Origin of the sequence: Halomonas sp. ANAO-440 (genome assembly GCF_019915905.1) — a bacterium.
In the GTDB taxonomy this organism is placed as follows: domain Bacteria; phylum Pseudomonadota; class Gammaproteobacteria; order Pseudomonadales; family Halomonadaceae; genus Halomonas; species Halomonas chromatireducens.
In genome coordinates this window covers 19,648-33,542 of the sequence record NZ_JAHXBV010000042.1, presented here as the reverse complement: position 1 = coordinate 33,542, position 13,895 = coordinate 19,648, and the positions used below count along the sequence as shown (strand labels likewise).

The window sequence follows — 13,895 nt, the reverse complement described above, 5'->3', positions numbered from 1 at the left end:
TGAACCCCTGGCAACCTGGCTGCCCGCACAGGTCTATAGCGGACGCTGAGTTCGAGCTAACGACACCCTGGCACCTGAAAGACGCCCACCGGCTTGTCCGGTGGGCGTCTAACGTGGGTCAGCGACGCTTTATTCTTTAGACTTTGGTGGCAAAGCAAAGAGTCGGGCGCTATCAGCCGCGCGAAAATTTTTAATGACCCTAATCAATTAATTATATTTATCATCTGATTTATAAACAGATTTTAATATCAAAAACTCGACCCTCCGGCCCTCCCTTCTGCTTTAACCTTTTCTTGAGCAAGCTATCAATATGGCAAGCGCACCTGCTAGGTTGTTCTTGACTGTCGAGTTGCGCGCTCGGTCAAGGTGACCCCTGGAATCCCAGAGCAACCCGGCAAATCATCGTTTTCCCGTTTATGACAAGACAACGAAATCCTAGGGAGCATGAGATGAAGAACACGACCAAGTTCGCTCTCACCGGCCTGGCAGCCAGCATTGCATTCGCCGCCATGGCCACCACGGCCCAGGCCCAGGAGCGCTGGACAATGACGTCCACCTGGCCCGACAGCATCGACCTGATCGAGATCGACCGCCACTGGGCTGAGCTGGCCAACAAATTGACCGGCGACGAACTTGAAATCGAATTCCGCGCCGGCGGCACACTGATGCCCGGCACCGAGGTGTTCGACGCCACCGAGACCGGCAGCATCGAAGCCGCCGGCGACTGGCCCGGCTACTGGGCCGGCCGCAACCCGGCCTTCTCGCCCCTGGCCACCACCACCAGCCTTTTCAATGCCGTGGATTACATCAACTGGATCCATCGCTGGGGCGGCTGGGACCTCTATCAGGAGATCTACGGTCAGTACGACATGGTCTACCTCCCCTATGCCGCACTGAACAACGAGTCGGGCTTCATGGGCCGCACCCCCATCGAGAGCCTGGCCGATCTCGACGGTATGCGCGTACGCCTCTCCGGGCGTGATCAGGGCCGCGTGCTCGAGGAGCTCGGTGGTTCCCAGGTCACCCTCGCCGGCGGTGAGGTCTACCAGGCCATCGAGCGCGGCGTGATCGACGCCGGTGAGTTCTCCACCCCGGGCGTGGACTACAATGCCGGCTTTGCCGAGGTCGCCGATTACTGGGCCACCCCGGGCTGGCACCAGTCCGCCAGTGTGTTTGGCGTGATGATCAACCGCGAGGCCTGGGACGCCCTCTCCGAGGAGACCCAAGAGAAGCTGAAGATTGCCGCCGACGCCACCATGACCTGGTCACTGGCATGGTCCGAGCGTGAGTCCACCGATGCGACGCAGAAGTTCATCGATGCCGGCGTGCAGATCAACCAGTTCTCCGAAGAGGACCTGGCCCGCATCCAGGACATCACCAATGATGTCATCCTGCGCGGCGCCTGCGAGAATCCCGACCACGCCAAGGTCTACCACTCCATGATCAGCTACCTGGAGGACTATGCTACCTGGCGCGATATCTCGGTGCCGTTCAACATGAGCCGCACCATGGATAACCTGCCCTCTCTGGAAGAGATAGAAGCCTGCCTGTAACGGGAGGTCTATGCCGCCCCGGCTGATCCCGGGGCGGTTTTTTGTGGGCCCTACAACGGAGAGCTTCCATGAATGCGATTGCCAAGGCGATCGACACGCTCAATGAGACACTCGGGCGTGTCATTGCGCCGTTGATTGCCATCATCACCCTGGTGGTGCTTTACGACATTGCCTTGCGCTTCTTTACCGGGCGCCCGAGCGATTGGGCCTTCGATATCACCAAGATGCTGTTCGGCGCCCATTTCATGCTGATGGCCGCCTATGGCCTGCGCCATCACGCCCACGTCGAGGTCGATGTGCTCAAGCGCCTGCTCACGCGCCGCAAGCAGGCCGCCATCGAACTGCTCGGCTATCTGATCTTCTTCGTACCCTTCATCTGGATGCTGCTGACCTTCGGCTGGAGCTTCTTCATGCGCTCCTACAGCCGCAGTGAGACCACCTATGGCATGGTCTCGATACCGGTCTACCCGATCAAGGGTGTGATCGTGGTGGCCGCTTTCCTGATCCTCCTGCAGGCCATCGCCATCGTCATCCGTGCCATTCAGCAGCTTCGGGAGAAAACCGCATGAGTCTGAGTGCAGAACTGCTTACCCTGGTCATGTTCAGCGGCCTGCTGGTCGGCCTGTTCATGGGCCATCCGCTGGCCTTCGTGCTGGGCGGGGTGGCGGTGATCGGGGCCTATCTCGGCCCTGGGCCGCGGGTATTGGGCACTATCATCAACAATATCTATGGCAACGCCATGGACAACTATGTGCTGGTGGCGATTCCGCTCTTCGTACTGATGGCACGCTTTCTCAATGATTCGGGCGTCACCGAGAAGATGTTCGATGTCATGCGCCTGTTGCTGGCCAATCTTCGTGGTGGACTGGCGCTGACGGTGGTCATCGTCTCGGTGCTGCTCGCCGCCACTACCGGCATCGTCGGGGCGTCGATCGCTGTCATGGGCATGATCGCCCTCGCACCGATGCTCAAGTACGGCTACAACAAGGAGCTCAGCTCCGGGGTGATCATGGCCAGCGGCTGCCTCGGCATCCTGATCCCGCCGAGCATCATGCTGATCCTGATGGCCAGCTATTCGCCGGTGTCGGTGGGGGCGCTGTTCGCCGGGGCGCTGATCCCGGGCCTGATGCTGGGGACGATGTACGCGCTCTATGTGCTCATCATCTGCTATATCAAACCCTCCTATGGCCCTCCCGTGCCTCCGACGGAGCGCGCCGAAACCAGTACCGGTCAGCTGCTGATCATGCTGGCGAAGTACGTGGTGCCGCCCATGGGCCTGATCCTTGGGGTGCTCGGGGCGCTCTTCACCGGGATCGCTACCGCTACCGAGGCCTCCGCCATCGGCGTGGGGATCGCCTTCCTGCTGTTCCTGATTTTCGGTGACCGCAAGATCAAAACCTGCTTTCACACCCTGATCGAGGCGGGCAAGACGACCACCATGGTGATGCTGGTGCTGGTCGGCGCCACCGCCTTTACCGGGGTCTTCTCCCGCGGCGGCGGCATGACGGTGATCAGCGACCTGGTACTGGCCATGCCCGGTGGCACCACCGGCGCGTTGATCCTGATGCTGTTCCTGGTCTTCCTGCTGGGGATGTTCCTGGACTGGACCGGCATCGTACTGCTCAGCTTCCCGATCATGCTGCCGATCGTCCAGCAGATGGGCATCGACGTGCTGTGGTTCGTGGTGATGGTGGCAGTGGTGCTGCAGACCTCCTTCCTGACACCACCATTCGGCTACGCACTGTTCTACCTGAAGGGAGTCGCACCACCCGGCGTCGAGATCGTCGACCTCTACAAGGCGGTGATCCCCTTCGTGGCGCTGATCGTGCTGGCCTGCCTGCTGATGGCCTTCTTCCCCGCCCTCATCACCGGCCTGCCGGCGCTACTGGTCGGCTATTGACCCCACCGTGCCTGCCGGAAAAAGCGCCCGCCACTCAAACGAGTGGCGGGCGCTGCGCTTTTTCAGCAGAGAAAATTGACCGAGATCATTAAAATCTTTTTGCGTATCATTGTCATTTGCAATCAGATCCATTTTTGCTATCGTGGCGCTAGACCGAGACTGGCCGAGGGACGATGTCAACACAGAGTGGCGCACTATTTCCCCCGCCTTTCAGCCTCAAGGAACACATCCATGCGCAAGACGCTGTTTACTGTAACCGCTGTCGCAACCACCCTGCTTGCCGCTCCGCTGGCCTCCGCCGCCAGCCTGACTCTCTATTCGGGGCGTGGCGAGTCGATGGTCGAGCCAGTCGTCAAACAGTTCGAGAAGGACACGGGCATCAGCGTGCAGGTCCGCTATGGCGACACGGCCCAGTTGGCCGTATTGCTGCAGGAAGAGGGCAACCGTTCACCGGCCGATCTCTACTGGGGCCAGGATGCCGGGGCCATGGGCGCCATCAGCCAGGCCGGTCTGCTTGCCGAACTGCCGGCCGATATCTATGAAGGCTTGCCAAGCATTTACACCAGCGAGTCCGGCAACTGGGTTGCTGCCAGCGGCCGCGCGCGGGTCGTCGCCTACTCACCGGAGCGGGTCGACGAGGGCGAGCTGCCCGAGAGCGTCTTCGATCTCACCGATGAGCGCTATGAAGGGCGTGTTGGCTGGGCCCCCACCAATGGCTCCTTCCAGTCCTTCCTGACCGCCATGCGCGTCGAACACGGCGATGACACAACCCGTGAATGGCTGGAAGGCATGCGTGACAATGGCGCAGTTACCTTCCGCAACAATACCACCCAGGTGCAGGGCATCGCCGGCGGTGAAATCGACTTCGGCCTGGTCAATAACTACTACCTGCCACGCTTCAAGGCGAGCGATGCCGACTACCCGGTGGAACAGGCTTTCTTCGCCGACGGTGATATCGGCAACCTGGTGAACGTGGCCGGTATCGCCGTGGTCGGCAGCAGCGACAGTCAGGAAGAGGCCATCGAGTTCGTGCGCTACCTGCTCTCGCCGGCCGCCCAGCAGTACTTCACCGGCAGCGTGTACGAGTACCCGGTGACCCGCGGCGTCATCCAGAACCCGACTCTCGAAGATTTTGATCGCCTTCTCGAGGTGTCCCCCCAGATCGACCTGGACGAGCTCGAGGATCTCGAAGGCACCCTGAACCTACTGCGCGATGTCGGCCTGCTGTAACGCCGACCCGAGCGCCGCCTGCTCTGCAGGCGGCGCACTTCATTCCGCGAGGCACGATGACACGGACCAACAGCACCTCCATCCATAGTCAGCCGGCCTCCCGCCTGCCGCGCCTGCTGCCCCGGAATGTGCCGCTGCACATCCTGCTGCCGTCGCTGGTCGTTGCTGCCGCCATGCTGGTGCCGCTGCTCTATCTGGGCCTGCGGGCCTTCGAAGCTGACAGCGCCACGCTTGTCGATCTGGTCTTGCGTCCCCGCAACCTCCAATTGCTGATCAACACTCTGGCCCTGGCCGCAGGCGTGGTGGTCTTGACCACCGTCATGGCTTTTCCGCTGGCCTGGCTGGTCACACGCACCGATATTCGCTTCAAGCGAGCCCTGACTATCATGGGCGTCATCCCGCTGGCCGTGCCGGGCTACGTAATGGCCTATGCGCTGATCGGCCTGGGTGGCAACTACGGGGTGCTGGCCCAGCTCACCGGTATTCAACTGCCACGCATTCAAGGCTACCTCGGCGCCACCCTGGCGCTGTCGCTCTACACTTTTCCCTATCTCTTCCTCAACCTGCGCACGGCCCTTTCCGGCCTGGACGGCAACCTGGAAGAGAGCGCACGCAGCCTGGGTTACACCCAGGGCGAGATTCTGCGCAAGGTGACGCTGCCTCACCTGATGCCGTCGTTGATGGCCGGCTGGCTGGTGATCACCCTCTACGTGCTGGGCGACTTCGGTGCCGTTGCGCTGATGCGCTACGAAGCCTTCAGCTACGCCATCTATACCCAGTACTCCGGCGCCTTCGATCGCATCTATGCCGCCTGGCTCGCCATCATGCTGCTGGCAGTAGCAGCCAGCTTCGTGATGCTCGACAGCCTGGTGCTCAAGCGTAAGCTGGCCCGTGTCGGTACCGGCGTGGCGCGGCCGCTGCGCCCTACCCCCCTGGGCAGGGTCCGCTGGCTGGCCTGGCCCTACCTGATCGTGCTGTTCGGTATCTCCATCGGCCTGCCGGTGATGATTCTCGGCTACTGGCTGCTGCTCGCGCCCCCCGACATGAGCTTCTTCGCCCGGGTGCCGGGGACCTTCCTGCGCTCTGCGGGCGCCGCACTGCCGGCCGCACTGCTGGCGGCCGCTTTCGCCCTGCCCCTGGCTTTCCTTACGGTACGCTACCGCTCTCCCTTCTCGACGCTGATCGAGCGCTCGGCCTATATCGGCTATGCCCTGCCGCCACTGGCGCTGGGCCTGGCCATGGTGTTCTTTTCGCTGCGTACCGCACCGTTTCTCTACCAGACCCTGGCACTGCTGATCATTACCTGGGCCATGGCATCCCTGGCGCTGGCGCTGGGGCCGATCCGCAACTCGCTGCTACAGACCCGGCCCAGCATGGAGCAGGCTTCCCACTCGCTGGGCCATGGCCCAGCGAGCACCTTCATCCATGTGATCTTCCCACGCCTGCGGCGCGGCATCCTGGCCGGCGTCGTACTGGTCTTCGTACTCTGCATGAAGGAGCTGCCGATCACCTTCATGCTGGCCCCCACCGGCTATACCACGCTGGCGGTCACCGTATTCACCCGTACCTCGGAAGGCATGTTGGCCGAAGCGGCGCCCTTCGCCGCCGCCATCGTGGTGTTCTCGAGCCTGTCCGTGGGCCTTCTGCTCACCAAGGAGGGCAAATGATGACGAACCTCAATCTAAGCGCCGACCCACAGGGTAGCCCTGTCCGGCTGATCGACCCGCTGCTCTCGGTGGAGCGGCTCAACAAGCGCTACCGTGATGGTGACCCACTGGCAGTAGAGGACGTGAACTTCACGCTGGGCAATGGCGAAATCCTTGCTCTGCTGGGTCCCAGCGGCTGTGGCAAGACCACCACACTGCGCATGATCGCCGGCTTCGAGACGCCGGATGGCGGGGAGATCCTGCTGCATGGCAAGCGAGTGACCCAACTACCGCCCCAGCAGCGCCGTATCGGTATCGTCTTCCAGGACTATGCGCTCTTCCCGCACATGAGCCTGGGTGAGAACGTCGCCTTCGCCATGCGCCATATCGCCAAGGCGAAACGCCCCGCCAAGGCGCGGGAATGGCTCGACCTGGTGGGCCTGGCCGACCTCTCCGCCCGTATGCCCGACGAACTCTCGGGGGGCCAGCAGCAGCGTGTCGCCCTGGCCAGAACGCTCGCCGCAGAACCGGAGCTGGTGCTGCTGGACGAGCCCTTCTCCAACCTCGATGCCGCCCTGCGGGAGTCGACCCGCAAGGAAGTGCGTCGCCTGTTCAAGGCCGCCGGCACTTCTGTCATCCTCGTTACCCATGATCAGGCCGAGGCGCTCTCCTTCGCCGATCAGGTAGGCGTCATGCACTCGGGCCGGCTGCTGCAAATGGACCGTCCGGAGTGCATCTACCAGACGCCCGCCACCTCCTTCGTCGCCGAATTCCTTGGCCATACCAACCTGCTCGAGGGTGAGGCCGACGGCGAGATCGCCCAGACTGCCCTCGGCCCCGTGGCGATCAACCACCACCATCAGGGCCCGGTACGCCTTTCGCTGCGCCCGGAGCACCTGTCGCTGTCAGCCGCACCCGACGACCATGGCGCCACCATCGTCGAGCGCGAGTTCCGCGGGCACGACTGCTACTACCTGCTCGAGCACCACGGCCAGCGATTCTGCGCCATCACCCCCAGCCACACTCTGTGGAAGATCGGCGAGCAGGTACGGCTCGAGCCCCAGCGCACCGCCACGGTGCTCAGGGACTGAGCGGGACCAAACGCCAGCTGCTCAGGAGTGGGACGGCGAGGGCCTAACATCGCGGCTTTCCCGGGGCCCGGCCTTCGCGGAGGCGCTGTGAACCCCTCCCTGGGCGCTACATTCTTCATCCCTGAAGAATGACCTCCGCTCCGACCCGTCCCCGGCGCCGCTTACGTAGATGGCGCCCGCTAGACTACTGGCTCCGAACTCACGCTAGTGAGCCTCGTCCCAATCAACCCCACTCTCCGCTTCGACGATCAGCGGCACGCTGAGCTCGGCGGCGGCCTGCATCTTCTCCTTCACCTGCACAATGAAGTCGGCCACCTCGGCCTCGGCCACTTCGAAGACCAACTCGTCGTGGACCTGCATCACCATCACGGCGTCGAAGTCGGCCGCCTTGCCCGCTTGCTCATGCAGCCAGGTGTCGACCTCGATCATGGCGCGCTTGATGATATCCGCCGCGGTGCCCTGCATGGGGGCGTTGATCGCGGTACGCTCGGCGGCCTGGCGCCGGGCATGGTTCTGGGCACGGATCTCCGGCAGATAGAGCCGTCGCCCGAAGACCGTCTCCACGTAGCCATCTTCCGCCGCCTGGGCACGAATGCGATCCATGTAGCGCGCCACACCGGGATAGCGGTCGAAATAGCGATCGATATAGGTCTGCGCCTGACTGCGCTCGATATGCAGCTGCCTGGAGAGCCCCCAGGCGCTCATGCCGTAGATCAGGCCGAAGTTGATCGCCTTGGCGCTGCGCCGCTGGTCGCCGGAGACCTTGTCGATGGGCACGCCGAAGACCTCGGAGGCGGTGGCGGTATGGATGTCACGCCCTTCGGCGAAGGCGGTGAGCAGTCCCTTGTCCTCGGAAAGGTGGGCCATGATGCGCAGTTCGATCTGCGAATAGTCGGCGGCGACGATGCAGTAGCCCGGCCGGGCGATGAAGGCCTGGCGGATCTTTCGTCCTTCTTCGGTTCGTATCGGAATGTTCTGCAGGTTGGGGTCGCTGGACGAGAGTCGCCCGGTGGCGGTGACCGCCTGGTGATAGCTGGTATGCAGTCGCCCCGTTGCCTTGTTGACCAGTCGGGGCAGCTTATCCGTGTAGGTGGACTTGAGCTTGGAGAGCCCCCGGTGCTCCATGATCACCTTGGGCAGCGGATAGTCCAGCGCCAGCTCCTCGAGCACGGCCTCGGCGGTGGAAGGCGCTCCCTTGGGCGTCTTCTTGATCACCGGAATCTTCTGCTCCTCGAACAGGATCTCCCCGAGCTGCTTGGGCGAGCCGAGGTTGAACTCGCGACCGGCCAGCTCGAAGGCACGAATCTCCAGCTCACGGATGCGCTCGGCCAGCTCCTGGCTCTGGCGGTGGAGCCGATCGGCATCCAGGGCCACGCCGGTGCGCTCCATGCGCGACAACACCGGGATCAGTGGCCGTTCGATGGTATCCAGCACATCGGCCAGGCGCCCCTCGGCTTCGATCCGTGGGCGCAGCTCGCAGTGCAGCCGCAGCGTCACGTCGGCATCCTCGCAGGCATAGGGCACGGCCTGCTCGAAGTCGATCTGGTTGAAGGTGAGCTGTTTGGCTCCCTTGCCGGCGATCTCCTCGAAGCTGACGGTCTTCTGGCCGAGGTACTTCAGCGCCAGCGAGTCCATGTCGTGGCGGGTCGCCGTGGAATTGAGCACGTAGGACTCGAGCATGGTATCGGTGAGCGGCCCGCGCACGGTGATATCGTAGTTGGCCAGCACCGAAATGTCGTACTTGAGGTTCTGTCCTATCTTGCCCCGCTTGGCGTCCTCCCACAGCGGCTTGAGCCTCGCCAGCACCTCCTCGCGATCGAGCTGGTCGGGCACGTCGATGTAGTCGTGGGCCACGGGGATGTAGGCCGCCTCCCCCGGCTCCAGCGCCAGTCCGATGCCAACGATCTCGGCGACCATGTAGTTGAGGCTGTTGGTCTCCAGGTCGAAGCAGAACGCCTCGGCCGCCCCCAGTCGCGAGAGCCAGTCGTCCAGCTCCTCCCGGTTCAGGATCAGGTGGTTCTTGCACGCCGCCACGCTGGCCGACGGCGCCTCCGGATCGAGATTGCCCGCCGCACCTGTGCCTGCGACCGCGGCGCCACGGCCCACATCGTCGACGCCTTCGTCCTTGCCTTCCAGCAGTTCCGACAGCCAGGCCTTGAACTCCAGTTCGGTGTACCAGTGCTTTAGCGCGTCGCGATCAGGATGGGCGATATCCAGGTCGTCGAGGCCCACCGGCAGCTCGCAGTCGGTCTTGATGGTGGCCAACTGGTACGAGAGATACGCCATCTCGCGGTGCTCCTCGAGCTTCTTGGGCAGCGTCTTGGCTCCCCGGAAGTCGAGCGTCTTTACTCGCTCCAGGTCGGCATAGATGGCATCCAGGCCGCCGCCCATGCCCTGCAGCAGTCCCAGGGCCGTCTTGCCGCCGACCCCAGGCACGCCGGGAATGTTGTCGACCTTGTCGCCCATCAGCGCCAGGTAGTCGATGATCAGCTCCGGCGGCAGGCCGAACTTGGCCTTGACCCCCTCCACGTCGAGGGTCTCGTCCTTCATGGTGTTGACCAGCGTAATGTGCTCATTGACCAGTTGGGCCATGTCCTTGTCGCCGGTGGAGATCACCGCGTCACGGCCCGCCTCCGTGGCATGGCGGGCCAGGGTGCCGATGACATCGTCGGCCTCTACCCCCTCGACACACAGCAGCGGCAGTCCCAGCGCTCGAACGCAGGCATGCAGCGGTTCCACCTGGGAGCGCAGGTCATCGGGCATGGGCGGGCGATGGGCCTTGTACTGATCGAAAAGCTCATCGCGAAAGGTCTTGCCCTTGGCATCGAAGACCACCGCCATGGGGCTGTCGGGATAATCCTTGATCAGTCTCTTGAGCATGTTGAGCACGCCTTTCACGGCGCCGGTGGGCTGCCCCTTGGACGTGGTCAGGGGCGGCAGGGCGTGGAAGGCTCGGTAGAGATAGGAGGAACCGTCGACGAGAACGATGGGCGTGTCGGCCATGTATCGGCATCCGTTGAGTCTGTGCAAGAAAACGTGATCCTGGTCAGCCATGATACGCATTGCGCAACGGTTTTGCCGCCGACATTGGGTTCGTGTTGTCCAACGTCGTACACTGCATCTATACCCGCGCGGTGAAAGCGATTGTCGCAAGCCGGCTTTGGAGGTCGAGATGAACACAAAGCGTCGTATCCTGGCTGTCGCACTGCTCTCCCTTGGGCTTGGCCTGACCCTTGCCACCCCGGCCCTGGCGCAATCCTCCGCCGATGTGGAACCCGATATCACCATCCGCCAGGAAGAGGATCGCACCATTCGCGAGTACCGGGTGAACGGCCAGCTCTACGCCATCGAGATACGTCCAGCCCGTGGCCCCAGTTACTACCTGGTGGACCATGACGGCGACGGCAACTTCGAACGCCAGGAAGGCGACCGCATAGCCGTGCCCCAGTGGGTGCTGATCAACTGGTAGCGCCCGATCCGTGCTTTGACGATGCCCGGATGTCGAACCATCCTCCTCGGACGTGCATCGAAGTGCCAAGTCGCTACAATAGGCGGCTTGGCAACCCGGGCGAGAGAGACATGGCCGTATTCACACCACTAAGCGACGCTCAGGTCGCAGAATTCCTCAGCCATTTCGACGTCGGTTCGCTGGCGACACTGGAGGGCGTGGCCGGTGGCACCGAAAACTCCACCTTCTTCGTCACCACCGATCGTCGTGAGCTGGTTCTGACCCTCTTCGAGCAGGGCGAACATGAGGAGCTGCCGTTCTTCGTCGAGCTGCTCGACTATCTGGACGAGCATCGCCTGCCGGTGCCGGGTCCCGTTCACGATCGTGAGGGTGTCGCCCTGCACAGCCTGTCGGGGAAGCCATCGCTGCTCTTCCCGCGGTTGCCGGGCCGCCACCCCCTGTCACCCAGCCTGGAACAGTGTCGTGTCCTCGGCGATACCCTGGGTCGCATGCACGTGGTCTCGCAGCACTTTCCCGGCCACCGCCCCAACCCTCGCGACCTGAACTGGCTGATGGCCATGCATCACCGGGTGCTGGTCTACCTGTCGCCGGAGGACCAGGCGCTGATGAAGGACGAGGTGGAGATCTACCAGGGGGTCTTCGGTGATGCGCCACCGCTACCCCAGGGGGCGCTGCACGGCGACCTGTTTCGTGACAACACCCTGTTCGAGGGTGATCGCCTCGGCGGCATTATCGACTTCTACAATGGCTGCACCGGGGACCTGCTCTTCGACCTGGCCATCGTCATCAACGACTGGGCCTCTGACGCCGACGGCCGCCTCGACGCCGAGCGCCACGATGTCATCCTGCGCGCCTACCAGAACCGGCGGCCGCTCACCGGCCCCGAGCGCGAGGTGTGGCCGACGATGCTGCGCATGACCGCCCTGCGCTACTGGCTTTCCCGCCTGCTGGTGGTCTATGTGTACCCGCCGGCCCATGACCTGACGCCCCACGATCCGACACAGTTCCATACCATTCTCACGGCACGCCTTACCCATGGCGCCCTGCCCCTGCCCGAAGCGAGCAACGCATGACTCTATCGATGGGAGCAGCCTCCGGCCCCGCCCAGCGCGCCCGACGCACCTGGAACATCGACCAGTGGGGCAGCGGCTATTTCGATGTGGACGATGCCGGGCACGCGCTGGTACGACCGCTCGGCAGCGAAGCCGACGGCCCGGCGCTGCCACTCGCACCGCTAGTGGACGAGTTGCGTGAAGCCGGCCTGCGCCTGCCGGTGCTGGTGCGCTTCAGCGATATCCTCCACGACCGGGTCGAGCAGCTCTGCGATGCCTTCGACCTGGCCATGACCGAGGAGGAGTACACCGGCGGCTATACCGCGGTCTATCCCATCAAGGTCAATCAGCAGCGCCGGGTGGTCGAGGAGATTCTCGCCACCCGCGAGCGCGGTCACGGGCGAGTCGGCCTCGAGGCCGGCAGCAAGCCGGAGCTGCTGGCGGTGCTGGCACTCTCCGGCGACGGTCCCTCCTTGATCGTCTGCAACGGTTACAAGGACCGCGAGTACATCCGCCTGGCACTGATGGGAGAAAAACTCGGTCACCGGGTGTATCTGGTGGTAGAGAAGTTTTCCGAGCTGCCGTTGATCATGGAAGAGGCCGAACGGCTCGAAGTGACCCCTCGTATCGGCCTGCGGGCCCGCCTGGCCTCGGTGGGGATGGGCAAGTGGCAGGATACCGGTGGCGAGAAATCCAAATTCGGCCTCACCGCCGGCCAGATGCTGGCCGTAGTGGAAAGCCTGCGCGAGACCGACTCCCTCGGCTGCCTGCAGCTGGTGCATTTCCACCTGGGCTCGCAGATCGCCAATATCCGCGACATCCAGTTCGGCCTGCGGGAGTGCGCACGCTTCTACCAGAGCCTGCTGGCACTCGGCGTCCCCATCGATACCGTCGACGTGGGTGGCGGGCTCGGCATCGACTACGAAGGCACCCGCTCGCGCAGCTTCTGCTCGATCAACTACTCCATGCGTGAATATGCCCGCAACGTGGTCAGCGCCTTCGCCCAGGCCTGCAGCGAGGCAGAGATACCCCAGCCCCACCTGATCAGCGAGTCCGGCCGGGCGCTCACCGCGCACCACGCCGTGCTGATCACCAACGTGATCGGCGAGGAGCGGGTCAACGACCAGGCCCCCGAGCGCCGGGCCGAGGATGACCCCCAGCTCGAGGAGCTGTGGCGGGTCCACGACCTGCTCTTTGATCACATGGAGCCTCGTGGGCTGGTGGAAGCATGGCACGACCTGTTGCAGGCCATGAGCGAACTGCATGACCGCTTCATCATGGGGCTTGCCGACATCACCGTGCGCGCCGAAGGCGAAGGGGTCTATTTCGCCGCCTGCGCCCGCCTGCGCTCACGGCTGGACAGCCGCAACCGGGCCCATCGGGAGATCATCGACGAACTGGCCGAAAAGCTCGCCGACAAGCTGTTCGTCAACTTCTCGCTGTTCCAGTCTGTGCCCGACGTCTGGGGTATCGACCAGATCTTCCCGGTGTTGCCGCTGACCGGACTCGACCGCGAGCCGACCCGCCGCGGCGTGATCCAGGACATCACCTGTGATAGCGACGGCCGCATCGACGGCTACGTGGATGGCCAGGGCGTGGAAACCACCCTGCCACTACCGGAGTGGCGCGAGGGCGAGGAGCGACTGCTGGGCTTCTTCCTGGTCGGCGCCTATCAGGAGATCCTCGGCGACCTGCACAACCTGTTCGGCGATACCGACTCGGTGGACGCCGCCCTGGGCGACGATGGGCGCTGGGTGTTGTCCCATGCCCAGCAGGGGGACCGTGTGGCCGACGTCCTCGCCTACGTCAATTTCGATGCCGAGGTGCTGCGTGAGCGGCTGGCCGGCCAGCTGGCCGAGAGCGGCCTGCCGCAGGAGGAGCAGGCGCAGTTCCTCGACGATCTCTCCGCCGGGCTACAAGGGTATACCTACCTCGAGTAAGTGAGGCCGACACA

Annotated in this window: 11 protein-coding genes; 9 read left to right on the top strand and 2 right to left on the bottom strand. The window is 63.6% G+C overall.

Translation table 11 applies throughout. The annotated features are described in order from the left end of the window. Positions 1-449: 449 nt before the first annotated feature. The 3 genes from dctP (at position 450) to KZO25_RS18705 (ending at position 3,453) form a co-directional block, all read left to right on the top strand. Positions 450-1,553: a TRAP transporter substrate-binding protein DctP gene (gene dctP, locus KZO25_RS18715; protein WP_066451812.1), complete on the top strand. Its 1,104-nt coding sequence runs from the start codon at positions 450-452 to the stop codon at positions 1,551-1,553. A gap of 68 nt (positions 1,554-1,621) precedes the next feature. Then, a complete protein-coding gene (locus KZO25_RS18710) occupies positions 1,622-2,122 on the top strand; it encodes a TRAP transporter small permease subunit (protein ID WP_066451464.1) in 501 nt (166 codons plus the stop codon). Then, positions 2,119-3,453, top strand: a complete 1,335-nt coding sequence (locus KZO25_RS18705) for a TRAP transporter large permease subunit (protein ID WP_223138090.1) — start codon at positions 2,119-2,121, stop codon at positions 3,451-3,453. Before KZO25_RS18710 ends, KZO25_RS18705 begins: the two co-directional genes overlap by 4 nt. On the opposite strand, the gene KZO25_RS18700 is transcribed toward KZO25_RS18705, so the two are convergent. Next, a complete protein-coding gene (locus tag KZO25_RS18700; RefSeq protein WP_223138089.1) occupies positions 3,436-3,585 on the bottom strand; it encodes a hypothetical protein in 150 nt (49 codons plus the stop codon). The two genes, KZO25_RS18705 and KZO25_RS18700, sit on opposite strands and share 18 nt — an antisense overlap. Positions 3,586-3,684: 99 nt before the next feature. Between KZO25_RS18700 and KZO25_RS18695 the strand changes: the two genes are divergently transcribed. Genes KZO25_RS18695 through KZO25_RS18685 form a run of 3 tightly spaced genes read left to right on the top strand, consistent with a single transcriptional unit; the run spans position 3,685 to position 7,420 of the window. Next, on the top strand, positions 3,685-4,683 hold the full coding sequence (locus KZO25_RS18695; protein WP_223138088.1) for an iron ABC transporter substrate-binding protein: 999 nt from the start codon (positions 3,685-3,687) through the stop codon (positions 4,681-4,683). Between the two features lie 56 nt (positions 4,684-4,739). Beyond that, positions 4,740-6,350 (top strand): ABC transporter permease, encoded by a 1,611-nt coding sequence (locus KZO25_RS18690; protein WP_223138087.1) that lies wholly within the window; start codon positions 4,740-4,742, stop codon positions 6,348-6,350. Further along, complete coding sequence (locus tag KZO25_RS18685; protein WP_066452187.1) at positions 6,350-7,420, top strand: ABC transporter ATP-binding protein; 1,071 nt, start codon at positions 6,350-6,352, stop codon at positions 7,418-7,420. Before KZO25_RS18690 ends, KZO25_RS18685 begins: the two co-directional genes overlap by 1 nt. Positions 7,421-7,624: 204 nt before the next feature. On the opposite strand, the gene polA is transcribed toward KZO25_RS18685, so the two are convergent. Continuing rightward, positions 7,625-10,423: a DNA polymerase I gene (gene polA / locus KZO25_RS18680; RefSeq protein WP_223138086.1), complete on the bottom strand. Its 2,799-nt coding sequence runs from the start codon at positions 10,421-10,423 to the stop codon at positions 7,625-7,627. A 169-nt stretch (positions 10,424-10,592) separates the two neighbouring features. Here polA and KZO25_RS18675 point away from each other — a divergent pair, with 169 nt between their 5' ends. The 3 genes from KZO25_RS18675 (at position 10,593) to speA (ending at position 13,881) form a co-directional block, all read left to right on the top strand. Further along, positions 10,593-10,889: a DUF2782 domain-containing protein gene (locus KZO25_RS18675; RefSeq protein ID WP_223138085.1), complete on the top strand. Its 297-nt coding sequence runs from the start codon at positions 10,593-10,595 to the stop codon at positions 10,887-10,889. 110 nt (positions 10,890-10,999) lie between these two features. Further along, the gene (locus KZO25_RS18670; RefSeq protein ID WP_223138084.1) at positions 11,000-11,962 is read left to right on the top strand and encodes a homoserine kinase; all 963 of its coding nucleotides are present in this window, start codon (positions 11,000-11,002) and stop codon (positions 11,960-11,962) included. Next, on the top strand, positions 11,959-13,881 hold the full coding sequence (speA, locus tag KZO25_RS18665; protein ID WP_262489131.1) for a biosynthetic arginine decarboxylase: 1,923 nt from the start codon (positions 11,959-11,961) through the stop codon (positions 13,879-13,881). Before KZO25_RS18670 ends, speA begins: the two co-directional genes overlap by 4 nt. Positions 13,882-13,895 lie beyond the last annotated feature (14 nt).

Excerpts from the sequence above, each read along its gene's own strand:
- KZO25_RS18685 (WP_066452187.1), top strand. The coding sequence starts at position 6,350 with ATGACGAACCTCAATCTAAGCGCCGACCCACAGGGTAGCCCTGTCCGG.
- dctP (WP_066451812.1), top strand. The coding sequence starts at position 450 with ATGAAGAACACGACCAAGTTCGCTCTCACCGGCCTGGCAGCCAGCATT.
- polA (WP_223138086.1), bottom strand. The coding sequence starts at position 10,423 with ATGGCCGACACGCCCATCGTTCTCGTCGACGGTTCCTCCTATCTCTAC.
- KZO25_RS18705 (WP_223138090.1), top strand. The coding sequence starts at position 2,119 with ATGAGTCTGAGTGCAGAACTGCTTACCCTGGTCATGTTCAGCGGCCTG.
- KZO25_RS18710 (WP_066451464.1), top strand. The coding sequence starts at position 1,622 with ATGAATGCGATTGCCAAGGCGATCGACACGCTCAATGAGACACTCGGG.
- speA (WP_262489131.1), top strand. The coding sequence starts at position 11,959 with ATGACTCTATCGATGGGAGCAGCCTCCGGCCCCGCCCAGCGCGCCCGA.
- KZO25_RS18675 (WP_223138085.1), top strand. The coding sequence starts at position 10,593 with ATGAACACAAAGCGTCGTATCCTGGCTGTCGCACTGCTCTCCCTTGGG.
- KZO25_RS18695 (WP_223138088.1), top strand. The coding sequence starts at position 3,685 with ATGCGCAAGACGCTGTTTACTGTAACCGCTGTCGCAACCACCCTGCTT.
- KZO25_RS18700 (WP_223138089.1), bottom strand. The coding sequence starts at position 3,585 with ATGGATCTGATTGCAAATGACAATGATACGCAAAAAGATTTTAATGAT.
- KZO25_RS18670 (WP_223138084.1), top strand. The coding sequence starts at position 11,000 with ATGGCCGTATTCACACCACTAAGCGACGCTCAGGTCGCAGAATTCCTC.
- KZO25_RS18690 (WP_223138087.1), top strand. The coding sequence starts at position 4,740 with ATGACACGGACCAACAGCACCTCCATCCATAGTCAGCCGGCCTCCCGC.